This window comes from Promicromonospora sp. Populi (genome assembly GCF_041081105.1).
In the GTDB taxonomy this organism is placed as follows: Bacteria; Actinomycetota; Actinomycetes; order Actinomycetales; family Cellulomonadaceae; genus Promicromonospora.
Genome location: NZ_CP163528.1, coordinates 122926 through 148532 on the forward strand (window position 1 = coordinate 122926; position 25607 = coordinate 148532).

Here is a 25607-nt window from a genome sequence, read left to right on the forward strand (position 1 = left end):
CCTAGGTCAGCAGGGTCAGCCGCGGTCGAAGGAGAGCACCGGGCGGCCCGTCCGCGGGTGCTGCAGCACATCCACCAGCACCCCGTAGACCGGCTCCAGGACGGCAGGGACGAGCACGTCGCCGACCGGTCCGGCCGCTACGACCCGGCCGTGGTCCAGCAGGACCAGATGGTCACAGGTCGAGGCGGCCAGGTTCAGGTCGTGCAGGGCAGCGACGACGGTCACGCCGTCCGCGGCCAGGTCGCGCAGCACGCGCATGGCATGCAGCTGGGCCGCGATGTCCAGGTGGTTGGTCGGCTCGTCGAGCAGGAGCAGGCGCGGCTGCTGCGCCAGGGCGCGCGCCATGTGCACCCGCTGGCGCTCGCCGCCCGACAGCGTGCCGACCTCGCGGTCCGCGAGGTCCTTTGCTCCCGCGACGTCGAGGGCCGCGTGGGCGGCGGCCCGGTCGGCGTCCGAGTCGCCCGCGAGCAGGGCACGGTGCGGGATGCGGCCCAGCAGCACGGCGTCGAGCACGGTCAGCGGCAGGTCGGTGGTGGCGTCCTGCTCCACGAGGGCGAGCACGCGGGCCCGCTCTCGGCGGGGCATCGCGCCCAGGTCGGCGTCGCCGAACGTCATGACCGGCGGTGTGGCGGAGGACGCTGTGCCGGACGCCGAAACCGTCCGGCCCGCGTGCTGCACACCCGCCAGGACCCGCAGCAGCGTGGACTTCCCTGACCCGTTGGGCCCGAGCACGCCGGTGACGGCGCCGGCCGGGGCGACCACCCGAACGCCGTCCAAGACCAGGGACCCCCCGATCCCCCAAGAGACGGACTCGACCCCCAGCCCCCGCTGAGCATTGGGTACCGGTGCGGTCGGGACGCTCTTGCCCGACGAATGTCCAGCAATCATCGGTGGTTTCCCTTCCAGAGGAGGAGGGCGAAGATCGGGGCGCCGATGGCGGCCGTGACTATGCCCACCGGCAGCTCGCGCGGCTCGAAGACGGTGCGGGCCAGGGTGTCGGCCCAGACCAGGAACGACGCCCCGGCCAGCGCGGACAGCGGCAGCAGCAGCCGGTGCCGCGCGCCGGTGAGCAGCCGCACCGCGTGCGGCAGGATCAGCCCGACGAACCCGATGGACCCGCTCTGCGACACGAGCGCCCCGGTCAGCAGCGCGACGCCGATCAGCAGGACCCAGCGCGTCCGGTTCACCCGGATCCCGAGGGCGGCCGCCGCGGTGTCGCCGAACGTGAACGCGTCGAGCACGGAGCCGGACAGCGCCAGCAGCGTGCCGAGCACCAGCACGGCGCCACCGGTGATCGCCACCGACGTCCACGTCGCCGAGGCGACCGACCCCATGAGCCACGACAGCACCTCGCGGAAGGCGTCGCCGGTGGCCGACCAGAAGATTACGAACGACACGGCGGCCGCGCAGAGCTGGCTGATCGCGAGCCCCGCCAGCACGGTGCGGGTGGGCGTGATCGCGCCGAGCGCCCCCGCCAGCGTGAGCGCGAGGGCGAGCGCCCCCACCGCCCCGGCGAACGCCGCGACCGGCAGCAGCAGCGGGACACCCGCCAGCAGCACGAGCACCGCGCCCAGCGACGCCCCCGACGACAGCCCGAGCAGGTACGGGTCGGCGAGCGGGTTGCGCGTGAGCGACTGCATCACGGCGCCGCACACCGCGAGGCCCGCGCCGACCGCAGCCGCGGTGAGGATGCGGGGCATCCGCAGCTGCCACACCATGCCGTCGCGCAGCGCGGACAGCGGTTCCAGGCCGAGCGCCCGGCCCAGCCCGAGGTGGGTCGCGAGCGACCGGCCGACCTCGGACAGCGCCAGGTCCGCCTGCCCGATCGTCACCGCGACGCCGACGCTCAGGACCAGCACAACCGCCGCGACGGGCAGGGCGAGCGCGGGACGGGTCACAGGTCCAGGTCCGCCAGCTGCTCCACCACCGAGGCGACGGCGTCGACGTTCCGCACGCCGGCCTCGGTCGCCGGGAACGGCACCACCACGTAGCGCCCCTCCCTGACCGCCGTCATCTCACGGGTCGCGGCGTTGGACTCCAGGGACTCGATCTTGGCGTCCGCGGGGTTCCACGCGGCATCGACCAGCACAATGACGTCCGGGTCGGCCTCGACGACGTTCTCCCAGCCGAGCGAGGTCCAGGTGTCGTGCACGTCGGCCGAGACGTTGGTCAGGCCCGCCGCGTCCATGATCATCTGCGGTGCGCCGATGCCCGCGCCCACGTACGGGGTGTCCTCGCCCGAGGACCACCACAGCGCCGTCAGCCCGCGGTCGTCGGGCTCGATCGCCGCCAGCGCCGCACGCTGCTCCTCGACGAGCGCGGCCGCGGCGTCGTCGGCGTCGAACAGGGAGCCCACCTCCTCGATCTCCGCGAACACGGTGTCGAAGGTGAGCGGGTCCGGCATGTACCCGTCCTCCTTGCAGGCGGCTGGCGACACGTACGTGGCGACGCCGAGCCCGGCGAGGGTCTCGCGGTCGCCCGCCGTCTCTGCCGTCAGGTTGGACTCCCAGCCGGCGTAGACCAGGTCGGGTTCCAGCTCGAGCGTCGCCTCGGAGCCGGGCGCCTCATCGGCGAACGGCTGCTCGACGGCGGGCACGGACGCCAGCGAGTCCGGCACCGGCCCGTCGAGGAACGCCGAGCCGACGATCTTCTCGCCCAGGCCGAGCGCCAGCAGCATCTCCGTGGTGGACGACTTGATGGTCACCACCCGCTCCGGCGGCGCCTCCACCGTCGTCTCGAACCCGCAGTTGTCGAGCGTGACAGGAAAGCTGCCCGACGCCGGCGTCGCGCCCCCGGCGTCGGACACACCGGCGTCGGACGCACCGGGAGCGGCGGCCGAGCAGGCGGCAAGAACAAGAGCCGCGGCAGCGGCGATCGCGGGCAGGACGACGGGACGGACGTGGCGGGGGTTCACGCGATGGCTCCAGGGGTCGACGAACAGCCCACAGCCTGAAAAACCGTGGGGTGAGCAGCGACGCGCCATCTCGCGTCCAGGTGGGAAGCGGCTCACAATGAGAGCCGCATCAGCGGGCCAAAGAGGGTCCCGCGACCCGCCGCCACGATACACCGGGCGGATTCGACGGCCCGCGTAGATTCGCTGTGAGCGTCGTCGTCCCAACTTGGCCGGACCGAACTCCTGTACCGGTAGGACGGCAGTCTGGAACAGTTGTCACATCCCGGAAACGGCCGGTGCTCGCAGCCGAAACAGCTGCGGGCTTGGCTGGTCGCCTGCTGAAGCGAGGAGTCCGAATGACCACCGTCCGAGTTGCGTTCACCCAGGCCCGCTGGACCGGGGACAAAGAGTCCATGATCGCCCTCCACGAGGGCTGGGCCCGGGAGGCGGCGAGCCAGGGCGCACAGGTGATCGCCTTCCAGGAGCTGTTCTACGGCCCGTACTTCGGCATCACGCAGGACCCCGCCTACTACCGGTACGCGGAGCCGGTCGACGGCCCGACGGTCGAGCGGTTCGCGGCGCTCGCGGCGGAGCTGGGCATCGTCATGGTCCTGCCGATCTACGAGGAGGCCCAGCCCGGCGTCCTCTACAACACGGCGGTGGTGGTCGACGCCGACGGCACCGTGCTCGGCAGCTACCGCAAGCACCACATCCCGAACCTCGACAAGTTCTGGGAGAAGTTCTACTTCCGGCCCGGCAACCTGGGCTTCCCGGTCTTCGACACCGCAGTCGGCAAGATCGGCGTCTACATCTGCTACGACCGGCACTTCCCCGAGGGCTGGCGTGAGCTGGCGCTGAACGGCGCGCAGATCGTCTTCAACCCCAACGCGACCAAGCCCGGGCTCTCCAACCGGCTCTGGGAGATCGAGCAGCCGGCCGCCGCGATCGCCAACGGCTACTTCGTCGTGGCGAACAACCGGGTGGGCCTGGAGGACAACGAGTACGGCGCCGACGCGGTGAACTTCTACGGCTCCTCGTACGCCGTCGGGCCGGACGGGAACTACGTGGGCGAGATCGCGTCGTCCACCAACGACGAGCTGGTGGTGCGCGACCTCGACCTGGACCAGGTGCGCGAGGTCCGCGAGCGGTGGCAGTTCTTCCGCGACCGCCGTCCGGACGCCTACACCGCCATCACCGCGCCGTAGCCCGAGCCCCGCGGGCTCCCCGGACCAACCCTGCAGACCCAGATGGAGGCACCATGACCACACTCATCACCGGCGGGACGGTCGTGAACGCGACGGGCACGGTCGAGGCCGACGTGCTCGTCGACGGCGAGAAGGTGGTCGCCGTCCTGTCCCCGGGCAGCACCGCCCTGGGGGCGGACCTGGCCGCGACCGCGGACCGCGTGATCGACGCGTCCGGCAAGTACGTGGTGCCCGGCGGCATCGACGCCCACACCCACATGGAGCTGCCGTTCGGCGGCACGGCCGCGAGCGACACGTTCGAGACGGGCACCACCGCGGCGGCGTGGGGCGGCACCACCTCGATCATCGACTTCGCCGTGCAGCGGCAGGGGGAGCGTGTGCAGGACGGCCTGGAGGCGTGGCACAAGCGCGCGGCCGGCAACTGCGCCATCGACTACGCGTTCCACCAGATCGTCGGCGGGGTGGACGACGAGGCGCTCGCCGCGATGCGCACCCTGGTGGACGAGGGCGTCACGAGCTACAAGATGTTCATGGCCTACCCCGGGGTCTTCTACGCCGACGACGCCCAGATCCTGCGAGCCATGCAGGTGGCCCGCGACGAGGGCCTGCTGACGATGATGCACGCCGAGAACGGCCCGGCGATCGACGTCCTGGCCGCCCAGCTCGTGGCGGCGGGCAAGACGGATCCCTTCTACCACGGGCTCGCGCGACCCTGGCAGATGGAGGAGGAGGCGACGCACCGGGCGATCATGCTGGCTGACGTCACGGGAGCGCCGCTGTACGTGGTGCACGTCAGCGCGAAGCAGGCGGTCGCCCAGCTCGCGGCTGCCCGGGACGCGGGCAAGAACGTGTTCGGCGAGACCTGCCCGCAGTACCTGTACCTGTCGCTGGAGGAGCAGCTCGGGGCCTCCAGCGAGCAGTGGGGCGCCTTCGAGGGCGCCAAGTGGGTGTGCTCCACCCCGCTGCGGGCCCGCGAAGAGGGGCACCAGGCCGCTATGTGGCAGGCGCTGCGCACCAACGACCTGCAGGTGGTCTCCACGGACCACTGCCCATTCTGCATGACGGACCAGAAGGAGCTGGGCCGTAATGACTTCCGGGCGATCCCGAACGGCATCGGCTCCGTCGAGCACCGGATGGACCTGCTCTACCAGGGTGTGGTGACGGGCGAGATCTCGCTGGAGCGCTGGGTCGAGCTGTGCTCGGTGACCCCGGCGCGGATGTTCGGCATGTACGGCACCAAGGGCGTGATCCAGCCGGGCGCCGACGCCGACATCGTCGTGTACGACCCCGCCGGGATCACCAACCTGGGCGTCAGGACGCACCACATGAACATGGACTACTCGGCCTGGGAGGGCTTCGAGATCGACGGGCACGTCGACGTCGTCCTCTCGCGCGGCGCGGTGGTCGTCGACGACGGCGGGTTCCACGGCCGGACCGGCCACGGCCGCTTCATCAAGCGCGGCCTGAGCCAGTACCTGGTCTGAGGCCTGGCCACGGGTAAGGGAGAGACAGATGGACTTCGGGATAGTGCTGCAGAACAACCCGCCCGCGTCGCGCGTGGTCGACCTGGCGCGCCAGGCGGAGGACCAGGGTTTCGACTACGTGTGGACGTTCGACTCGCACCTGCTGTGGCAGGAGCCGTTCGTGGTCTACAGCGCGATCCTCGCGGCCACCGAGCGGGTGATCGTCGGCCCCATGGTCACCAACCCGGCGACGCGCGACTGGACAGTCATCGCGTCCATGTTCGCCACGCTCAACGAGATGTTCGGCAACCGGACGATCTGCGGCATCGGCCGCGGCGACTCGGCGGTGCGGACCCTGGACGGGAAGCCGTCGAACCTGGCCACGCTGCGCGAGTCGATCGGCGTGATCCGGAATCTCGCGCGCTCGGGCGAGGCAGAGGTCAACGGCCACACGGTGCGGTTCCCCTGGTCCGAGGGCTCCGAGCTGGACGTGTGGGTGGCGGCGTACGGGCCGAAGGCGCTCAAGCTGGCGGGCGAGGTGGGCGACGGCTACATCCTCCAGCTCGCCGACCCGGACATCGCGGCGTGGATGATCGGCGCCGTCCGCGAGGCTGCGGAGGCGGCGGGCCGGGACCCCGACGCACTGAAGTTCTGCGTGGCCGCGCCCGCGTACGTGGGCGGGCCGGAGGAGCGCGAGCACATGCGCGACCAGGTGCGCTGGTTCGGCGGGATGGTCGGCAACCACGTGGCCGACATCGTGTCCCGGTACGGGACGTCGACGGCCGGCGGCTCCGCCATCCCGGCGGCGCTCACGGACTACATCGAGGGCCGCAAGGGGTATGACTACGCCGAGCACGGCCGCGCGGGCAACTCGCACACGCAGTTCGTGCCCGACGAGGTGGTGGACCGGTTCTGCCTGGTCGGCACCCCGGACGAGCACATCGCCCGGCTCAAGGAGCTAGAGGCCCTCGGCTGCGACCAGTTCGCGGTCTACCTGCAGCACGACGCCCAGGAGGAGACCCTGCGGGCCTACGGCGAGACGATCATTCCCGCCCTGCGGGGCCGTGCCGGGGGAGCCGGGTGACCGGCCCCTCCCGCTGGTCGGGCTCCCGCCTTTCCGGAGTCCTCGCCGGAGCGGCCGGCGTGCTCGCCCTGGCCGCCGCCTGGGAGCTGTACAAGGCGGTTGTGCCCGACGACGGCTGGGTGCTCGGCGAAGTTCGGGTGCTGCCCCGCACCACCGACGTCGCGATGCCGCACCTGTGGGACATGGCTGCCCGTGCCTTCGAGCCGCTGACCTCCGCACCCGACGCCCTGCCGCTGTGGCTCGTGACGCTGCAGGGCGCGGGGTTCACGCTCGGCGTCTCGGCCGTGGGCTGGGTGGCCGGGGTGGTGTTCGGCCTGCTCGTGGCGGTGCTCATGGCGCGGTTCGTCCCCGCGCGTGCGGGCCTGCTGCCCTGGGTGGTGCTGAGCCAGACGGTGCCGCTGATCGCCATCGCGCCCCTGGTCCGGCGGTGGGGCGCCCAGCTCGAGCTCGGCACGTTCGACTGGCAGGACTGGATGTCGGTGGCCGTGATCGCGTCCTACCTGGCGTTCTTCCCGGTCTCCGTCGGGGCGCTGCGCGGGTTCACGTCCCCGGACGAGGCCGCCGACGGCGTCCGGCTCGACCTGTTCCGCGCCTACGGCGTCGGCTGGTGGACGACGTTCTGGCGGCTGCGGGCGCCGTCGTCGGTCCCGTACCTGCTGCCCGCACTGCGGCTCGCCGCAGCGAACGCGGTGGTCGGGACGGTGGTGGCGGAGGTGTCCACGGGCCTGCGCGGCGGGCTCGGCCGGATGATCGTCGAGTTCGGCGCCTCGGCCAGCGCGGACCCGGCCAAGCAGTGGTCGCCCATCGCGGGCGCCGTGCTCGTGGGGCTCGCGGCGACGGGTCTCGTGGCGCTGGTCGCCCGGGGCCTGCGCCGGTACCAGGCGGAGGAGGCGGCATGACGGCGGTGGTCGTATCCGGCGCGGGCCGGGTGTTCGACGGCGGGACGGTGGCCCTGACCGACGTCGACCTCACGGTCGGCGAGGGCGAGCTCGTGTCCCTGATCGGCCCGTCGGGCTGCGGCAAGTCCACACTCCTGCGGCTGATCGCGGACCTGGACACCCCGACGTCGGGCACTGTGACCGTGTTTGACAAGCCCGCGGAGCGGGCGCGCAAGGACCAGGACTACGGGATTGCTTTCCAGCAGGCCGGCCTGCTGCCGTGGCGCTCCGTGCGGGCCAACGTGGAGCTGCCGATGCAGCTTCGCGGCGGGTCCCGACTCGACAAGGCGGAGCGGGCGGCCCGGTCGGCGGAGCTGCTCGCGCTGGTCGGGCTCGCGGACTTCGCCGACCACCGGCCGCACCAGCTCTCGGGCGGGATGCAGCAGCGCGTGGCGATCGCCCGGGCCCTGGCGCGCAGCCCGCGGCTGCTGCTGATGGACGAGCCGTTCGGCGCGCTCGACGAGATGACCCGCGAGCGGCTGCAGGACGAGCTGCTGCGGATCCGGACCACCACCGGCGCGGCCGTCGTCTTCGTGACCCACTCGATAGCGGAGGCCGTGTACCTGTCGGACCGCGTGGTGGTCATGTCGGCCCGGCCCGGCCGTGTGGTGGCGACCCTGGACGTCCCGCTCGGCACGCCCGCCGAACGGGCCGCGCGCGGCATCGCCCTGCGCGAGGACCCGGCCTACTTCGAGCGGGTCTCGGCCGTGCGCGAGGCGCTGCACTCGGGCGACGCGGCTTCCGAAGGCGCCCTGCCCGGCCCGGTGCCCTCGTGATCCGCGGCCGCTGGCTCGCGCTCGGCGCGCCGGTCGCCGTCGGCGTGGTGGCGGTCGCGCTGTGGCAGGCGGCGGTCACCGGGCTGGGCATCGAGGCGTTCGTGATCCCCGCGCCGTCGGACATCGGTGCCGAGCTCGGCACCAACCTCGGCGTCATCACGGACGCGGCCCTGGCCACGGCGACCAACGCCCTGGCCGGCCTCGTGCTCGGAACACTGCTCGCCCTGATCGGCGCCGGGATCGCCGCGTCCTGGCGCCTCTTTGCCGATGCAGCGAACCCGCTGGTCACCGCCACGGCCGTGGTGCCGATCGTGTGCCTGGCGCCGGTCTTCTACACGATGTACGGCACCGACGCGCAGACCACCCGGGTGGTCGTCGCGGCGATCGCCGTGTTCGTCCCCGTGTACCTCAACACGCTGCGCGGGCTGCGCACCGTCGAGCCCGTGCACCGGGACCTGATGCGCTCCTACGCCGCGACACCCTGGGAGGCCACGCGGCACGTCACCCTGCCCGGCGCACTGCCCTTCTTCTACACGGGGCTGCGGGTCGCGTCGTCGCTCGCCGTCATCTCCGCGCTCGTCGCCGAGTACTTCGGCGGTCCCGTCGACGGCCTCGGCAAGGCCATCACCTCGGCCGTCTCCTCCAGCCGCTACGCCCTGGCCTGGGCGTACGTGCTGGGTGCGGTCGCCACTGGGCTCGTCTTTTATGCCGTCACCGCTTTGATCGAGAGGAACAACCATGCACGGTAAGAATGTGCTGCGCGCGTCGTTGGGCCTGGCCACGGCCGTCGCCCTCGCCGGCTGCGCCGCGTCGTCCGGCGAGTCCGAGGCCGACGGGCTCACCCCGGTCACCCTGCAGCTGCAGTGGGTGGCGCAGGCCCAGTTCGCCGGGTACTACGCCGCCGTCGACCAGGGCTACTACGCGGACGAGGGCCTGGACGTCACCATCCAGGAGGCCGGCACCGACACCGTGCCGATCGACGTGCTGGCCGCCGGCGACGCCGACTACGCGATCTCCTGGGTGCCGAAGGTGCTCGGGTCCATCGAGCAGGGCACCGAGGTGACGAACGTGGCGCAGGTGTTCGAGCGGTCGGGCACGCTGCAGGTCGCCTTCGCGGACGCCGGGATCACCGAGCCGGCCGACCTCGCGGGCAAGACGGTGGGCTCCTGGGGCTACGGCAACGAGTGGGAGCTGTTCGCCGGCATGCAGGACGCCGGGATCCAGACCCCGGACGACATCGAGCTGGTGCAGCAGGCGTTCGACATGAACGGGTTCCTCGCCGGTGACATCGACGCCGCCCAGGCCATGACGTACAACGAGTACGCCCAGATCCTGGAGACCGTGAACCCCGACACCGGCGAGCTGTACCAGCCGGAGGACCTCGAGGTCATCAACTGGAACGACTACGGCACGGCCATGCTCCAGGACGCGATCTGGGCCGACACCGCCCGCCTGGCCGACGACGAGGCGTACGCCGGCACCACCGTCGGCTTCGTCAAGGCGTCCCTGAGGGGGTGGGCCTACGTCCGCGACAACCCCGAGGAGGCGGCCGGGATCGTCACCGCCGCAGGCTCGACCCTCGGCGCCTCGCACCAGCTCTGGCAGGCCAACGAGGTGAACAAGCTGATCTGGCCCTCCACCAGCGGCATCGGCACGATCAACGCCGACCAGTGGGACCAGACCGTGCAGATCGCGATGGGCACACAGAACGAGACCGGCGCGACCGTCATCTCCGCCGAGCCGCCCGAGACCGCCTACACCAACGAGTACGTCGAGCAGGCGCTCGCCGAGCTCACCGAGGAGGGCGTGGACGTCCGGGGTGAGGAGTTCGAGCCTCTGGACGTACAGCTCACCGAGGGCGGTAGCTGATCAACGCCCCCGCCGCCCGCTGGATCGAGCCGACGGCGGGCGGCGGCTGAGAGCTACAGTGCCGCCATGAGCGACAGCGCCACCCCTGAGACAGTCACCCCGACGCGTGCCGAGACTGGTTCTGAGACCGGTTCCGAGACCAGGCCGGCCCGGCGCGCCCTGGTGACCGGGGCGTCGTCGGGCATCGGCGCCGCCACCGTGCGCCGGCTGCGCGCCGACGGCTGGGACGTCGTGGCCGCCGCCCGCCGCGCCGACCGCCTGAAGGAGCTCGCCGCGGAGACCGGCTGCGAGGTCTACCCGCTGGATGTCACCGACGACGACGCCGTGGCCGCCCTCGCGGCTCACCTCGCCGCCACCGGCGGGCTCGACGCCGTGGTGAACAACGCGGGCGGCGCGTTCGGCCTGGACCGCGTGGAGGATGCCGACGTCGACGACTGGCGCCGCATGTTCGAGGTCAACGTGCTCGGCACGCTACGTGTCACCAAGGCCGTGCTGCCGCTGCTGCGCAAGGCCGGCGCTACCCGGGGCGTGGCCGACGTCGTGAACCTCACCTCCACCGCCGCCCAGGGCGCCTACGAGGGCGGCGCCGGGTACACGGGCGCCAAGCACGCGGAGCACATGCTGTCCCAGACGCTGCGCTGGGAGATCGCCGGCGAGCCCGTGCGCGTCATCGAGGTGGCCCCGGGTGCCGTGGCCACCGAGGAGTTCGCCCTCGTCCGGTTCGACGGCGACGCCGCGAAGGCAGCCGCCATCTACGAGGGCTACACGCCCCTGGTCGCCGCCGACATCGCCGACACCATCGCCTGGACCCTGACCCGCCCCGACCACGTCAACATCGACCTGGTGACCATCCGGCCGCGCGCGCAGGCGCACAACTCGAAGATCGTGCGCGGCACAGGGATCTGACGGCCGGGCCGGTCGCGCTCGGGCCTTTTCGTAGCGCCGGACGATGGGGAGTGTTACCCATGGTCATGGCGCTGTTCGGCGTCGTACGTTCAACAGCGACGATCTCCGGCGAAGGGGCGCTGACATGATGTACGGGTCGGACATCGAGGCGCTCCGCAGGCTCGGCGAGCTGCTGCAGCAGAACGCGGAGACGCTGGAGAGCCACATCGCCGTGATCGGCAAGCAGGTGGTTGGCGTCCCCTGGTTCGGACCCACGGGCGGGATGTTCGAGGAGGAGTGGTCCGCTCTCCATCTCCCCGGGATGCGGGCCGCGGCCGAGGGGCTACGCACCGCCGCCCAGGCGGCCGCGCGCAACGCGGACGCGCAGGAGGGAACCAGCGCGGACCTCGGCAGCACGGGATCCAGCGGTTCGGGCAGCACCGGATCGGGCGGTTCGGGCAGCACGGGATCGGGCTCGGGGCACGGGTCGAACGGCGAGGCGGACAACGAGACCCCGCCGCCAGGACCGGTGCCGCTCGAGGACCGGAAGCCGACCGGCGAGATCCTGGACGAGTACCAGGTCTCCGACGCGAAGCTGATCGAGTGGGAGCCGGGGTGGCCGGCGAGCATGTTCACCGATCCGGTGAGCGTCACCGAACGTGAAGGGCAGATGCTCGACGACCTGTCGCTGGGCGAGAAGAGCGACTTCAGCGACATCAAGGACGACGCGTTCGGGGCGGCTGACGACCGGTTCCCGTCGGACGACCAGAACGACGACCAGAACGACGCGTTCCGGCACGCCTACTGGAACGCCCTGATGACCTCCCGTTACGGTGAACAGTGGGCGGAGGACTACGGCACCGCCCACGAACAGAGACCGGGAAACCCGGCATCACGCGAGGCCATGGACCTGTACAACAACGAGGTTGGCCGGCGGATCGCCGCCGAGAACCCGGACGCGAGCTCCGAGGAGCTCGCGGGTCTTGTGGAGCAGGCGGTGCGGAACGGGGAGATGGTCGTCGTGGGACCGGACGGGCAGTCGCTCGTGTACTCCGACCAGATCGCGCCAGGAGAGACCGGCGACGCGGGCAACGACGAGCCGGCCGAAGGCCACGATCCCGACTTCAACGATGTGGACGCAGAGTCTTGACCCCTTCTCGGCCGCCTTTCCCGACCGCCGCCGCGCTCTCGGTCTTGCTGACCGGCGCACTGACAAGCTGTTCGATCCTCGGAGGAGACATGCCCGATCTGACGTTTGACGCAGCCGTGAACGACGCGATCATGCAGGTTGCCCAAGAGGGCACGACAGTGCCGGTGAGCGACGTCGTCGACGTCGCGTGGGACGAGGCCGCGCTCTTCGCCGAGGGTGCCCAGGTGTCGGCGATCGAGGAGCTCGTCGGGGAGACCGGGCTGAAGGGCGAGCGCTACGTCTCGTCCCCGAGCCTGATCGTGCTCCGCAACGACGGCGAGGTTGTCAGCCTGATCGGCGCTACCGCTGACGTCTTCGACGGCGAGTACGGAGTGCTGCTCGGCTCCGACGCGGTCCTGGCGCCCGAGCAGCGCGACGTAGGCCTCGTCGTCCTCACAGCCGGCTCTCGCTGACTTCGGTCCGTTGCGCTGAGATCGGTCAATCAACCGACCGATCTCAGCGCAAGGGACCGAAGTCGCGCCCCAGCGGCTGCAAGGGACCGAAGTCGCGCGCCGGCCGGCCGCTCCTTACAGGGTCGTGACAGTCCCGCGCCTGCCTCGGCATGCAGCGGCCGGCGTGCCAGGCTGAGCGTATGACCCAGGCACTGGAACGCCCCGCCAGCCCGCAGGCGGACGGCTCCCCGCACGACGCCAGATGGGCCGCCCTCGCCGGAGTCGTCGCAGGCGCCGCCGGCCTGGCCGTCGCCGAGCTCGTCGCAGCCCTGGTTGCGCCCGGCGCGAGCACCCTGTTCGCCGGCGGCGCCGCCGTGATCGACATCGTGCCTGGGTGGCTCAAGGACCTGGCCGTCCAGCTGTTCGGCACCAATGACAAGGCGGTGCTGCTCGGGACGATGGGCGTGGTGCTGGCCGCCGGGGCGGCGTTCGCGGGGGTGCTGGAGCTCCGGCGTCCGCCGGTGGGCGCTCAGGTCGTAGCGGGGGTCGGCGTGATCGGGGCGATCGTCGCGGCCCTGCGCCCGGACGGGACGCCGCTGTGGGCCCTGCCCAGCCTCGTCGGGCTCGGCGGCGCCGTGGTCGTGCTGCGGATGGCCGTGGCCAGGCTGCGGCCGGTGGACCGGCGGGCGGAGTCGATCACCGCGATGGACCGGCGCGGGTTCCTGACGGTCACCGGTGTCGCCGCGGGTGTGGCCGTGCTGGCGCTCGCGGGCTCGCGCCTAGTGTCGGCGGGCTCGTCGGCGGTGAGTGCCATCCGCGAGCGGATCAGCCTGCCCGGGGCACGGACAGCGGCGCCCGCGGTGCCGGCGGGAGCCGATCTGGAGCTGACCGGACTGACCCCGTACGTCACGCCGAACCCGGACTTCTACCGCATCGACACGGCGCTCCTGGTTCCGCAGATCGACCCGGCGGAGTGGTCGCTCCAGGTGCACGGCCTGGTGGACGAGCCGTTCACGATCACCTGGGACGAGCTCCTCGCCCTGCCGCTCGAGGAGCACTACGTGACCCTCGCCTGCGTGAGCAACACCGTGGGCGGCGACCTCATCGGCAACGCCCTGTGGCTCGGCTACCCGATCCGCGCCCTGCTGGAGCGCGCCAAGCCCCGGGCGGGCGCCGACATGGTGCTCTCCAGCAGCGACGACGGCTTCAGCGCGGGGACGCCGCTGGACGTGCTGCAGGATCCGGACCGCGCCAGCCTGCTCGCCGTCGGCATGAACGGCGAGCCGCTGCCGATCGACCACGGCTTCCCAGCGCGGCTCGTCGTGCCCGGCCTGTACGGGTACGTGTCGGCCACCAAATGGGTCACCTCGCTGGAGGTCACCACCTTCGACGCCGACCAGGGTTACTGGACGCCGCGCGGCTGGTCCGCGCTGGGGCCGATCAAGCTCGAGTCGCGCATCGACGTGCCGCGCGGCTCCGCTCCTGCCGGAGCCGTGACGGTAGCCGGCGTCGCCTGGGCGCAGCACACGGGCATCAGTGCGGTGGAGGTCCGGGCCGACGACGGCGACTGGGTCCCCGCCGAGCTCGCCGAGACGGTGGGCTCGGACACGTGGCGCCAGTGGCGGGCCTCGATCGACCTGGCTGCGGGCAACCACACCCTGGCGGTCCGGGCCACGGACACCGACGGGCTGGTTCAGACCGACCAGGAGGCGCCGCCGGCCCCCGACGGCGCCACGGGCTGGCACACGGTGACGGTGTCGGTCGGCTGACCGGAGACCGCCGGGCTCAGCACAGGTCGGCGGCGTCGACGGGCGCCGTAGCGGTCTCCAGCAGCTCGTGAAGCTGGTCGCGCTGCTTCGGGTCGAGCGCCTCGAAGACCTCGTCCTCGACGGCGGAGAGTGCGGTCTCCGCCTGGCAGAGCAGGCTGTTGCCCGCGTCTGTCAGGGAGACGACGTGCCGACGGCGGTCCTCCGTCGAGCGGCGCCGCTCGACCAGGCCCTTGCCCTCGAGCTCGTTGAGCAGGCCGACGATGTTGGTGCTGTCGAGCACGAGCGCCGTGGCAAGGTCGCGCTGCGTGACGTCGCCCCGGGTGCGGAGCACGGTGAGGGCGACGAGGTGCCGGGGGCGTAGGTCGAGGGGGACCAGCGCGGACTCGGAGCGCCGGCGAAGGTGGCGTGCGAGGTAGTCGATGAGCGCGCCCGACCGTCTTATGGACTGGTCCAGGACTGGTGGCTCATCCACGGACATCTCCTTCGTCGTCACGACCCCGCACCACCACACTACGGGAGCGCGGGGCCGTGACGTGCGCAATTACGCGGTGGGCAGCCCGCTCATGCGTTGGCCGCGACGGGGGCCCAGAGCTCGTCGATGGCGGCCTCGGCCTGGCGGCGGCTCTCCTCGGCCAGCGGGACCAGCCCGGACATCGCGGGGGTCACGGGAGCGAGCGTGAGCTCGGTGGTGATGAAGCGCGGCTCGATCCCGGTCATCGCCAGGCCGTGCGGGAGCCAGGCCGTCGCATGGTCCCAGCCGTGCCGCGGGGCGCCCTCGGCGTACCCGCCGCCGCGCGACACGATGACGACGAAGTCGCGACCGCCCAGCAGCCCTTCCCGGGTCTCGGGGTCGAAGGACAGCCCCGGTGCGATCAGGTGGTCCACCCAGGACTTCACGGTGCTCGGCGCGCCGTAGTTGTAGATGGGCAGACCGAGCACGACGGCGTCGGCGGCCGCGATCTCGCCGACGAGCTCCCTGATCCGGGCCCAGGACTGAGCCTGTGCCGTGGTGTGCTGCTCGGGCGGCAGGCCGCGGCTGAGGTTGGCGGTGTTGTCGAAGTGCGGCACGGGGTCGGCGCCGAGGTCGCGGTAGGTCACCGCGCCGTCCGGGTGCGCGGCGCGCCAGACGTCGGTGGCGCGGGCGGTCAGCTGTCTGCTGACTGAGCGGTCACCCTGGATGCTCGCGTCGATCTGCAGCAGTGTTGCCATGGTCGGGTCCTCCTGGAGGTCTCTCGGGTCCGGCTGGAGCAGCCTCCTTCGTCAATCATTTGTGCAGCACAGACTATTTCCGGAGGGCGTGTGATGTGAGTCACGCGCTCTCGTCGTCCTGGACCCGAGGCAGGAGGACCGATGATTCCCGGCGTGCGCCGTCGTCAGACATGGGAACGATGAGGTACGTGCCAAGCACTTGACCTCAACCATTGTTGAGGTACTGGAGTACTCCCATGCGCAAAGACCAGCCCGCCACCGACGTCGCCCCGCGTCTGCATCTCTCCGACCCGACCGTGCGGACCTTCGCGCAGCTGCTGATGAACGTGCTGCTCGTGGGCGTCATCAACTTCACCGTGTGGTTCGCGATCACGTTCTTCGTGTTCCTGCAGACCCGGTCCGTGTTCGCGACCGGTGTGATCGCGGGACTGTTCCTCGTCGCCATGGTCGGCACGGGGGTGTGGTTCGGCAGCCTGGTGGACCACCACCGCAAGAAGACGGTCATGCAGGTCTCCGCCGCGGTGTCGCTCGCCTTCTACGTGATCTGCCTGGTCATGTACCTCAGCACCCCGGCCGAGGCCTGGACCGACCCGGGCAGCGTGCGGCTCTGGGTGCTCATCGTGCTGCTCATGTGCGGGGTGATCGCGGGGAACCTCCGCTCGATCGCGCTCCCGACGGTGGTCACCGCCCTCTTCGACGAGAACCTCCGGGACCGCGCGAACGGCCTGGTCGGGACCGTCACCGGCGTCTCGTTCCTGGTGACCTCGGTGATCAGCGGGCTGCTCGTCGCCTTCGACGGCATGCGCACGTGCCTGATCCTGGCCATCGGCATCCTCGCGGTCGCGCTGGTGCACATGCACTTCGTCAAGGTCCCCGAGGTGCTGTCGCACGCGGCGGCCGAGGGTGAGCCCCGGAGGGTCGACCTCAAGGGCACCATGAAGGTGGTCGGCCGCATCCCGGGAATGTGGGCGCTGATCGCCTTCGCCGCGCTGAACAACCTGCTGGGCGGCGCGTTCATGGCGCTCTTGGACGCCTACGGGCTCTCGATGATGTCGGTGCAGGTGTGGGGCTTCGTCTGGGGCGGGCTCAGCGCCCTGATGATCGTGTCGGGCCTGCTCATCGCCCGCACGGGCCTCGGGTCCAACCCGGTGCGCACCATCCTGCTGGTCAACATGGCGATGTGGGCCGTCACCGTCGTCTTCCCGATGCAGGCCTCCGTGGTCTGGCTGGTGGCCGGGCTGGCGGTCTACATGCTGGCCATGCCGTACATCGAGGCCTCCGAGCAGACGGTGCTGCAGAAGGTCGTGCCATACGAGCGCCAGGGCCGTGTGTTCGGGTTCGCGCAGTCGCTGGAGCAGGCGGCCTCGCCGCTGACGGCGTTCCTCATCAGCCCGCTCACCCAGTTCTTCTTCATCCCTTTCATGCGCGACGGCGGCACGGGCGCCCGCTGGATCGGTGACTGGTTCGGCACCGGCGACGCGCGGGGGATCGCCCTCGTGTTCATCCTCATCGCGGTGCTCGGTCTGGTGCTGACGGGGTACGCGCTGTCGAGCAAGTACTACCGCCTGCTGAGCCGCCGCTACCGCGAGGCCCCGGGCGAGGCTCCGGGTGAGGACGCAGGCGAGGCCCCGGGCGAGGACGCGGGCGACGGCCCGGAGGATGACTCGCAGGGTGACTCTCCGCACGGCCCGGACGCCGACCCGGAGGCCACCGAGGTGTTTCCGGTTGCCGGCGCCCGGTAAGATCGACCCACAGGCATCGACCCGGCTATCACCGGCGAGCCTCCGGAAGAACAGGTGACCCCACCGCCGTCGGGCAACGGGGAAACCCCAGTAGAACCGGACGGGTAGGCCCGTCACAGCCGTAACGAGCGGACGCTCGCCCCTGGCGAGCGTCAAGCGGGGTGGTACCGCGGCGCACCCAGGTGTGGCGTCCTCGCAGCAGAGCAACACAGACGTCCACCTGCTGCCGAACCGCTGAACCGCCAGGAGCCACCGACATGGCCTATCCGCTGCACCGCCCAAGCGACGCCGAGAACCCCGTACCCGCGTCGCCCAGCCTGCCCGACCTCGAGCGCGACATCCTCGCGTACTGGGAGCAGGACGACACCTTCCGCGCGTCGGTCGAGGCTCGCCCGGCCGGCGAGAACGGCAGCAACGAGTTCGTCTTCTACGACGGCCCGCCGTTCGCGAACGGCCTGCCGCACTACGGCCACCTGCTGACCGGGTACGCCAAGGACGTGGTGCCGCGCTACCGCACCATGAAGGGGCAGCGCGTCGAGCGCCGCTTCGGTTGGGACACGCACGGTCTGCCCGCGGAGCTGGAGGCGATGAGCCAGCTCGGCATCAAGACCAAGGACGAGATCGTCGAGCTCGGCATCGACAAGTTCAACGAGGCCTGCCGCTCCAGCGTGCTCAAGTACACCGACGAGTGGCGCACGTACGTGACGCGCCAGGCCCGCTGGGTGGACTTCGACGGCGACTACAAGACCCTCGACCCGACGTTCATGGAGAGCGTGGTCTGGGCCTTCAAGTCGTTGTTCGACAAGGGCCTCATCTACGAGGGCTTCCGTGTGCTGCCCTACTGCTGGAACGACCAGACGCCGCTCAGCAACCACGAGCTGCGCATGGACGACGACGTCTACCAGCAGCGCCAGGACCCGGCCGTCACGGTCGGCTTCCCGGTCACGCACGTGCCCGACGGCGCCGACGTGCTCCGCGCGGGCGACCACCTGCTCATCTGGACCACGACGCCGTGGACCCTGCCGTCCAACCTGCTGGTCATGGTGGGGCCGGACGTCGACTACGCGGTCGTGGAGTCGTCGTTCACCGGTATGCCGCAGCGCTACGTGCTCGCGGAGGCCCGCGTGGCCGCGTATGCACGCGAGCTGACGGACGAGGGCGCCGAGGAGCCGAACGTCGTCGGGCGACTGAAGGGCCGCGACCTGCTGGGCGCCGCCTACACGCCGCCGTTCGCCTACTTCGAGGGGCACACCGGCGCGCACCGCGTGGTCGAGGCCGACTTCGTCACCACCACCGACGGTACGGGCCTGGTGCACAATGCCGGCGCGTTCGGTGAGGAGGACAAGCAGGTCAGCGACCGCGAGGGTGTGGAGCCGGTCATCCCCGTGGGCCCGGACGGGCGGTTCACGTTCCCCGTCGAGGAGTACGCGGGGCTGCAGGTCTTCGACGCGAACGCGCCGATCATCGACCACCTCAAGGCCCGCACACGCGGTTTGGCCGACGACGAGGCGGGGCGGACGACGTCGGGCACCGTGCTGCTGCGCCGCGAGCAGTACGCGCACTCCTACCCGCACTGCTGGCGCTGCCGCCAGCCGCTGATCTACATGGGCGTGTCCTCGTGGTTCGTCGAGGTGACGAAGTTCAAGGACCGGATGGGTGAGCTGAACCAGGAGATCACCTGGGTGCCCGAGCACATCAAGGACGGCCAGTTCGGCAAGTGGCTGGAGAACGCCCGCGACTGGTCGATCACGCGCAACCGGTTCTGGGGCTCGCCCGTGCCGGTGTGGAAGAGCGACAACCCGGAGTACCCGCGCGTCGACGTGTACGGGTCGTTCGCGGAGCTGGAGCGCGACTTCGGGCGGCTGCCGCTCGACAAGGACGGGCAGCCAAACCTGCACCGCCCGTTCGTGGACGACCTGACGCGGCCCAACCCGGACGACCCTTCCGGTCAGTCCACGATGCGGCGGGTCGAGGACGTGCTGGACGTCTGGTTCGACTCCGGCTCCATGCCGTACGGCCAGGTGCACTACCCGTTCGAGAACTCGGACTGGTTCGAGCACCACTTCCCGGGCGACTTCATCGTCGAGTACATCGGCCAGACGCGCGGCTGGTTCTACATGATGCACGTGCTCTCCACCGCGCTGTTCGACCGGCCCGCGTTCAAGACGGCGGTCTCGCACGGCATCGTGCTGGGCTCCGACGGGCGCAAGATGAGCAAGTCGCTGAAGAACTACCCGGACGTCAACGAGGTCTTCGACCGCGACGGGTCCGACGCGATGCGCTGGTTCCTCATGGCGTCGCCCATCCTGCGCGGCGGCAACCTCGTGGTCACCGAGGAGGGCATCCGCGACGCGGTGCGCCAGGTGCTGCTGCCGCTGTGGAGCACGTACTACTTCTTCACCCTGTACGCGAACGCCGCCTCCGCGGGCGGCGGCTACCATGCGCGGCCGCTCGACGCCGAGCGTGTGGCCGGGTTGCCCGTCATGGACCGCTACCTGCTGGCGCGCACGCGCGGGCTGGTCTCGGACGTGACCGAGCAGCTCGACACGTACGACATCGCGGGCGCCTGCGACACGGTGCGGCAGTACCTCGATGCGCTGACCAACTGGTACGTGCGCACCCAGCGCGACCGGTTCTGGGCGGAGGACGCCGACGCGTTCGACACCCTGTCCACCGCGCTGGAGGTGCTGTGCCGGGTCATGGCGCCGCTGGCGCCGCTGCTCACGGAGGAGGTCTGGCGGGGGCTGACCGGCGGGCGCTCGGTGCACCTGGCCGAGTGGCCGTCGATCGCCGCGCCCGAGGGCGCGACCATGCGCTGCGCGGAGGCGGACGTGCTGGTCGCCGACGACGCGCTCGTCGCCGCCGTCGAGTCCGCGCGGGCAGTGGTGTCGCAGACGCTGGCGCTGCGCAAGGCGAACAAGCTGCGCGTGCGGCAGCCGCTGCGCTCGCTCGTCGTGGCGGTCGCGGATCCGGACGGCGTCGCGCCGTTCACCGGGCTGCTGGAGACGGAGCTGAACGTCAAGGAGGTGCGCCTCGTCGCGTTCTCGCCCGAGGTCGCCGCGTCCTTCGGGGTGACGGAGCGGCTCTCGGTGAATGCCCGGGCCGCGGGCCCGCGCCTGGGGCGCGGGGTGCAGGCGGTGATCAAGGCGGCGAAGTCCGGCGCCTGGTCCGTGTCCGACGCCGGCGCGGTGGTGGTCGCGACCGAGGGCGGCGACGTCGAGCTGCTCGAGACCGAGTACGAGCTGACGACGGTGGTGGGCGGCGAGTCGGAGGAGTCGGCCGACGTCGCGGCTGCCGTGCTCACGGGCGGCGGTTTTGTGGTGCTCGACCTGGCGCTCGATGACGCGCTGCGCGCCGAGGGCTACGCCCGCGACGTCGTCCGCGACGTGCAGGACGCCCGTAAGGCGGCCGGCCTGCAGGTGGCCGACCGGATCACGCTCGACCTGACGGTCCCGGCCGAGTGGGTCGCCGCCGTCGAGGAGCACCGAGAGCTGGTGTCCCGCGAGACCCTGGCGACAAGCCTCGCGGTAACGGCTGGCGCCGACCGCACGGTGTCGGTCACAAAGGCCTGACGTGGTGGGCGGGCCCCGCTGATCCGCTTCCAGAACGACCTCAGGTACCGAATCTCGTGTGGATCGGTACCTGAGGTCGTTCTGGAAGCGGACCGTGCGGTCCGGCCCTGCGGCCCGCCGTCGTCAGCTGCGGATGGTGGCGCTCCACTGGTTCAGGATGTCCACCATCGGGATGCCGTACACGTACGTGAAGCACTGGGTGGGCAGCGAAGTGCGGCCACAGGGGCGCTGGTCCGAGCCGCCGTCGACCATCCCGAGGGCGTGCGCAACGCCGTTGATGACCGTGTACATCGGGCCGCCGCTGTCGCCTCCGCCGACCACGACTCCGCCGTCGTCGCGGCTCGCCCGGAACCCGTGGCAGGTCTGCTCGCCGCAGGTCCAGGCGATGTCGGTGGCGCGGACCGTGGCGCAGTGCTCCCCGGTCACGGCCCCTGAGCTGCAGATCTCCTGCCCGACGGCGGGGCGCTGCACCGTCGCGACCGGGAACCGGTAGCGCGGGTGCGTGGGGGAGGCGTCCCACGGGCCGCCGAACACGGCGCTCGACGTCGTGGAGTCGCGGACCGGTTCGATGAGCTGCGCGTCCAGACCCAGCGCGCGGTTGCTGACCGTACCCAGGCGCTGACCTGCGCCGTCGCGCACGATCGAGCCGACGGTCTGGTTGCAGTGCGCGGCCGTGACGATCCGGTCATACCCTGCCCCGGTGACCACCGCGAAGCCCGTCGAGCAGTAGTCGGTGCCGTCCCGCCCGGCGATCGCACCGCCGGCGTGCCACGGCGTCTGGTCGTCGAAACGGGTGCCTGCGGTGGACTCGACCTGGTGGTCGATCAGCTTGATCCGCACCGGGACGCCGGCGACGCGCTGCAGGCGCTGAGTCAGGCTGACGGCGCTCTCGGCGCCGGGGGCGCCGCCGCTCGCGACGACCGAGTCGCGGCTGACCTCGACGACCAGCCCGGCGTAGTTCTCGGCCGGGAGCGCGGTGAGCACAACGGCCGGCGTGCTCGCCGCACGCTGGCCGTCCAGCAGCCGCGTGCTCGCGGCTCGCAGGTCGGCCTCGCTGAGCGCCGTCTGCCTGACGTCGAGGGTGACGCCCTCGGGAACCGTCAGGGCGCTGATCTCGGGCGGCGCCTGGCCCTTCCAGGAGACGGTCACTGTGGCGGCGTCGTAGTCGACGACGACGCCCGCGTAACCGGGAAGGTCGGTGAGCGCGGTGGCGGTGGCGGCTACCTGGTCTATCTGGGACTGGGCTATTACCGCCTGGTCTTCGACGCGCTCGTCTGCAGCCAGGTCCGCGACGCGCCGGTCTACAACCGGGTCCTTGGCGGGCTGATCTGCTGCAACCTGGTCCTTGGCGGGCTGGTTGGCAGTCCACTGGTAGCTGGCGGCCTGGTCGGAGGCCGACGGCGTCGCTGTGCGGTTCTCCGCGGCAATCTGCTCGCCCTTGTTCGTCTCAGGCTGGCTGACGACGCTGGTACTGGCCGCCGCTGGCACGGCAAGTGCTGCGGCCAGTGCAATGGCCCAGACAAGGATCGCGTGCCGGACCGTGCTGCTTCGCCTCATGCTGTCGTTTCCCCCGACCGACTTCGAGCACCACCAACCGGTGACGCGCTGTCATCGTTCTTCACCGGGTGAAACCCTGCAACACGGGTGTGTGGTGCGGAAAGCCTGGCGTCGGTGGGTCAACTGCCGAACTCCGGGACCGTGGGTGCGGTCGCAGTCCGCAACCCTTCCTCAATACGTTCCTTGATCCGATCCCGTTCACCACTCCCATCAGTGCTGAGCCGCAGCCAGGGTTGCCCGACCCGGTCGAGCATGGCGTTCTTGATCTGGTCCCGCTCGATCTGCTTCGGGTCCGTCTTATGGGTGTGACCGTCCACCTCGATGACGAGCACGGGCCGGAGCGTGATCCGGTTGAACACGACGAGGTCGACGGACGCGCGACGGCGGAAGCTGGCCTCCCGGTCGGTGAGCTCGGCCAGCAGCTCAGGATCTCGGACGAGGTGGGCCAACGGGACCTGGACGGCAACCTTCAGGCTGCTGTATCGCTCATCGCCTGCAATGACCTCCCGCAAGGCTGTCTCGGCAGCGTTCTCCGACTGAAACACGGAACTGCCCCGCACTCTGCGAGCGAACTGTTCGAGCAGAGGCGAGTACTCCCGGTAGAGCAGATCGAAGATGGAGACGATCTTGGATTGCACCACGTCGTTTGGGTTCTGATATCGGATGTACTCCAGTAGCTCCCGAAGGTGCTGGGTCCTAGGCAGCATGGCGCTGTTCGTGACCACCACGAGCCGTTCCGCGGCGCGCGAGACCGCGACATTCACGAGGTTGGGGTTGTCGACGAACTTGATGCCAAAGTGGCCCTGCCTGGACTCGTCGAGAACGGTGGTGAGAATCATGGTCGGCTTCTCTCGCCCCTGGTATTTGTGCACCGTGTCGACCTCGATGTCGAGGTCGTTGACGGTCAGTTTGACGACCTGATCGACCTGCATGCGATACGGGGTGACGACGCCGACGTCGCCGGGCCCGCCGCGATGCTGTTCCTCTGGGAGCACCTCGGCGATCACCTCCGCCTCCCGGACGTTGTAGGTCCCACCACCCCCGGGGAGCTTGCGCATGTGGTTTCCTTCGGCTGTCGGCCGCAGGGCGAGGCTCCGAGCGCTGCGCTTGTGCTCGGTCATGGGGATGAGCTGCTCGTCGTAGAACTTCCGATTACAGAAATCGATGATTGCCGGGTCACAGCGGTAGTGCTCGCGCAACATCGTGCGGGGAATCCGGTGCGAGCTGTCCGACGTCGGTGCCATGATGCCGAGCACTGACGACAGGATGTTGTGCTGGTCGTAGTCGTACACGGAGGCCGGCGCAGTGAGGCCGTGGGTCGCGGCCTGCGCAGGGATGTGCGGCAATTGCTTCTCGTCGCCGACCACCACGACGTGGCGCGCGCACGAGAGGGCAAGTACTGCGGACGGTAGGTCCACCTGGGATGCCTCGTCGATGATGAGGTAGTCGAACAGGTAGCCGGGCCGGATGCATCGTCGCAAGGACTGGCAGGTGCTCAGGACCACTGGATAGTCGCCGACGAACTTCTCGAAGACGCCCGGCTTGGTGAACGTCTTGGCGTCATAGGTGGTGGTCCAGCCCTGGTAGCGCTGAGCGAGTGCTGTGTACAGGGCGGCCTGGGACAGCTCCCGATGTCGTTCTACGAGCCAGTTGAAGTCGTTGAGGTCCAGGACACCCTGCGAGTTCTCGGCGGCCTGTTCGAGCTCCGCGATCTTCTTGTCGTAGAAGGCCAGTTGCAGGGCAAGCACGTGTTCGACGTCGGCGGGATCGATCTGGTCGGGGGTACCGAACTGGAGGTAGCGCCGGATCTGTCCAAGTATGCGGAGCAAGCGGTTCCTGGGCACGGGTAGCAGCTCGGACTCCGCTAAGAACCGCAGGATCTTGCGGGAGGACCGGCGCAGCAGCGGGAACCGTGAGAGATCGGGCAGCTCGTGCCGGGCGACGTGTTGCTGAAAGTGCCGACGTTCCGTGGTGAAGGCAGCTAGCTGAGCACGGTGTTCCGCGCACTCCCGCTCGACGTGCTGCAGCCTGTGGATCAACCGACCGAGGTCAGCGAGTTCTGCCTCGTCCGGGCTCTGCTGTACCGAACGGGCGAGAAATGCCTGGACCTGGGACGAGCGCCCGCCCAGGTTCTCGAAGAACTCCTTCTGCTTGCCCGCGTTCCCGAGGTCGGCGACGATCACGCCGAAGCCTTCGTTCGTCAGCTTGTCGCGCACGTTCTCGACGGCCGCGTTGGCGTGGGACACGATGCACACCGTCCGGCCTGGCTCACGGACGATGTTCGCCACGATGCTCAAGATCGACTGGGTCTTGCCGGTACCGGGCGGTCCGTCGATCACAGAGACCGGATGGGTCAGTGCAGTCTCGACGGCCTCACGCTGGCTGATGTTGGTACCGAAGGGAAAGATCAGCTCGGCGGCGGCTTTGTCGCCCCGGTCGGGTGAGTCCAGCAGCCGACCGGTGAGGTAGCGCGCCAGTGCACTGTCCGGATGGACGTCGCTGAGGCTCTTGAACGTCGTCTTGCGCAGCGGAGCCTCTGCCGGCATCTGAGCGACGACTGCGCGGAGGTACTTGAGAACGTCCCGGGCGCCGGGGTCGGCCAGGGGGTCGGTGAGGATCCGGACAGCACTCTCGGGGTAGGTGCGAAAGACCTCGTGGTCGCGCACGGTTCGGAACACTCGGATCCAGCGGCCTTCGTTCGGGGTGCTGAATCGGTAGAGGTCATGCACCGCTTGCTGAAGCACTCCGTCCACATCGACCAGGGCGTCCGGCGCGAGATTGATGCGCTTAGGGCGGCGCAGAAACACGATCCGACGCCGGTTGAACCCGTAGGGGGAGGGCCGGCTGAGTGTGACCTCGACCGTCTCTCCGATGATGCGGTAGTCCTGGGCGTCGTCTCCCTGGCTGGTGATCTCCGTCAGGGCGGCGTTCCAGATGAGAATCCCATGCTTGCGTGGATCGATCATTGCCAGCCACACCCCTCACCAGAACACCCACCGGCAGCCAGATCGAACAGCTGCAAGGTATCCAGGTGGGTCTGGGGACGGCATTCGCGGCGGTGATA

20 protein-coding genes are annotated in these 25607 nt (G+C 70.4%); 13 read left to right on the forward strand and 7 right to left on the reverse strand.

Going from position 1 to position 25607, the window contains the following annotated elements; genetic code table 11:
- Positions 1-15 precede the first annotated feature (15 nt).
- The 3 genes from AB1046_RS00605 to AB1046_RS00615 are packed head-to-tail and all read right to left on the reverse strand — an operon-like array spanning position 16 to position 2914.
- Positions 16-888, reverse strand: coding sequence for an ATP-binding cassette domain-containing protein (locus tag AB1046_RS00605; protein ID WP_369371848.1), 873 nt, complete (start codon positions 886-888; stop codon positions 16-18).
- Complete coding sequence (locus AB1046_RS00610; RefSeq protein ID WP_369371849.1) at positions 885-1898, reverse strand: putative F420-0 ABC transporter permease subunit; 1014 nt, start codon at positions 1896-1898, stop codon at positions 885-887. The genes AB1046_RS00605 and AB1046_RS00610 overlap by 4 nt, the downstream gene beginning before the upstream one ends.
- Entirely contained in the window at positions 1895-2914 is a 1020-nt protein-coding gene (locus AB1046_RS00615; protein WP_369371850.1) for a putative F420-0 ABC transporter substrate-binding protein, read from the reverse strand. Before AB1046_RS00615 ends, AB1046_RS00610 begins: the two co-directional genes overlap by 4 nt.
- A 335-nt stretch (positions 2915-3249) precedes the next feature.
- Between AB1046_RS00615 and AB1046_RS00620 the strand changes: the two genes are divergently transcribed.
- The 11 genes from AB1046_RS00620 to AB1046_RS00670 all read left to right on the forward strand — a co-directional run bounded on the left by AB1046_RS00620 (position 3250) and on the right by AB1046_RS00670 (position 14463).
- Entirely contained in the window at positions 3250-4098 is an 849-nt protein-coding gene (locus tag AB1046_RS00620; RefSeq protein ID WP_369371851.1) for a nitrilase-related carbon-nitrogen hydrolase, read from the forward strand.
- Between the two features lie 53 nt (positions 4099-4151).
- A complete protein-coding gene (gene hydA / locus AB1046_RS00625) occupies positions 4152-5582 on the forward strand; it encodes a dihydropyrimidinase (protein ID WP_369371852.1) in 1431 nt (476 codons plus the stop codon).
- 28 nt (positions 5583-5610) lie between these two features.
- On the forward strand, positions 5611-6645 hold the full coding sequence (locus tag AB1046_RS00630; RefSeq protein ID WP_369371853.1) for a TIGR03842 family LLM class F420-dependent oxidoreductase: 1035 nt from the start codon (positions 5611-5613) through the stop codon (positions 6643-6645).
- Complete coding sequence (locus tag AB1046_RS00635; protein ID WP_369371854.1) at positions 6642-7544, forward strand: ABC transporter permease; 903 nt, start codon at positions 6642-6644, stop codon at positions 7542-7544. Before AB1046_RS00630 ends, AB1046_RS00635 begins: the two co-directional genes overlap by 4 nt.
- Positions 7541-8359 (forward strand): ABC transporter ATP-binding protein, encoded by an 819-nt coding sequence (locus tag AB1046_RS00640; protein WP_369371855.1) that lies wholly within the window; start codon positions 7541-7543, stop codon positions 8357-8359. The genes AB1046_RS00635 and AB1046_RS00640 overlap by 4 nt, the downstream gene beginning before the upstream one ends.
- A complete protein-coding gene (locus AB1046_RS00645; protein WP_369371856.1) occupies positions 8356-9108 on the forward strand; it encodes an ABC transporter permease in 753 nt (250 codons plus the stop codon). The genes AB1046_RS00640 and AB1046_RS00645 overlap by 4 nt, the downstream gene beginning before the upstream one ends.
- Positions 9098-10228 carry an ABC transporter substrate-binding protein gene (locus AB1046_RS00650; protein ID WP_369371857.1) on the forward strand — a complete coding sequence of 377 codons (1131 nt, stop codon included), beginning with the start codon at positions 9098-9100 and terminating at the stop codon, positions 10226-10228. Before AB1046_RS00645 ends, AB1046_RS00650 begins: the two co-directional genes overlap by 11 nt.
- Positions 10229-10294: 66 nt before the next feature.
- Positions 10295-11134, forward strand: a complete 840-nt coding sequence (locus AB1046_RS00655; protein ID WP_369371858.1) for an SDR family oxidoreductase — start codon at positions 10295-10297, stop codon at positions 11132-11134.
- Between the two features lie 124 nt (positions 11135-11258).
- The gene (locus AB1046_RS00660; protein ID WP_369371859.1) at positions 11259-12263 is read left to right on the forward strand and encodes a hypothetical protein; all 1005 of its coding nucleotides are present in this window, start codon (positions 11259-11261) and stop codon (positions 12261-12263) included.
- A gap of 89 nt (positions 12264-12352) precedes the next feature.
- Positions 12353-12715: a hypothetical protein gene (locus tag AB1046_RS00665; RefSeq protein WP_369371860.1), complete on the forward strand. Its 363-nt coding sequence runs from the start codon at positions 12353-12355 to the stop codon at positions 12713-12715.
- Positions 12716-12894: 179 nt separating this feature from the next.
- Positions 12895-14463, forward strand: coding sequence for a molybdopterin-dependent oxidoreductase (locus AB1046_RS00670; RefSeq protein WP_369371861.1), 1569 nt, complete (start codon positions 12895-12897; stop codon positions 14461-14463).
- Positions 14464-14479: 16 nt separating this feature from the next.
- Here AB1046_RS00670 and AB1046_RS00675 read toward each other — a convergent pair whose 3' ends face one another.
- Positions 14480-14935: a MarR family winged helix-turn-helix transcriptional regulator gene (locus tag AB1046_RS00675; protein WP_369371862.1), complete on the reverse strand. Its 456-nt coding sequence runs from the start codon at positions 14933-14935 to the stop codon at positions 14480-14482.
- Positions 14936-15024: 89 nt separating this feature from the next.
- Positions 15025-15672, reverse strand: coding sequence for an FMN-dependent NADH-azoreductase (locus AB1046_RS00680; protein WP_369371863.1), 648 nt, complete (start codon positions 15670-15672; stop codon positions 15025-15027).
- A 236-nt stretch (positions 15673-15908) separates the two neighbouring features.
- Between AB1046_RS00680 and AB1046_RS00685 the strand changes: the two genes are divergently transcribed.
- Both AB1046_RS00685 and ileS read left to right on the forward strand, forming a co-directional pair.
- Positions 15909-17414, forward strand: coding sequence for an MFS transporter (locus tag AB1046_RS00685; protein ID WP_369371864.1), 1506 nt, complete (start codon positions 15909-15911; stop codon positions 17412-17414).
- A gap of 257 nt (positions 17415-17671) precedes the next feature.
- Positions 17672-20986: an isoleucine--tRNA ligase gene (gene ileS, locus AB1046_RS00690; protein ID WP_369371865.1), complete on the forward strand. Its 3315-nt coding sequence runs from the start codon at positions 17672-17674 to the stop codon at positions 20984-20986.
- 123 nt (positions 20987-21109) lie between these two features.
- Here the strand turns inward: ileS and AB1046_RS00695 are convergent, their stop codons facing one another.
- The gene (locus tag AB1046_RS00695; RefSeq protein WP_369371866.1) at positions 21110-22543 is read right to left on the reverse strand and encodes a hypothetical protein; all 1434 of its coding nucleotides are present in this window, start codon (positions 22541-22543) and stop codon (positions 21110-21112) included.
- A gap of 119 nt (positions 22544-22662) precedes the next feature.
- Complete coding sequence (locus tag AB1046_RS00700) at positions 22663-25509, reverse strand: AAA domain-containing protein (RefSeq protein WP_369371867.1); 2847 nt, start codon at positions 25507-25509, stop codon at positions 22663-22665.
- Between the last annotated feature and the right edge of the window lie 98 nt (positions 25510-25607).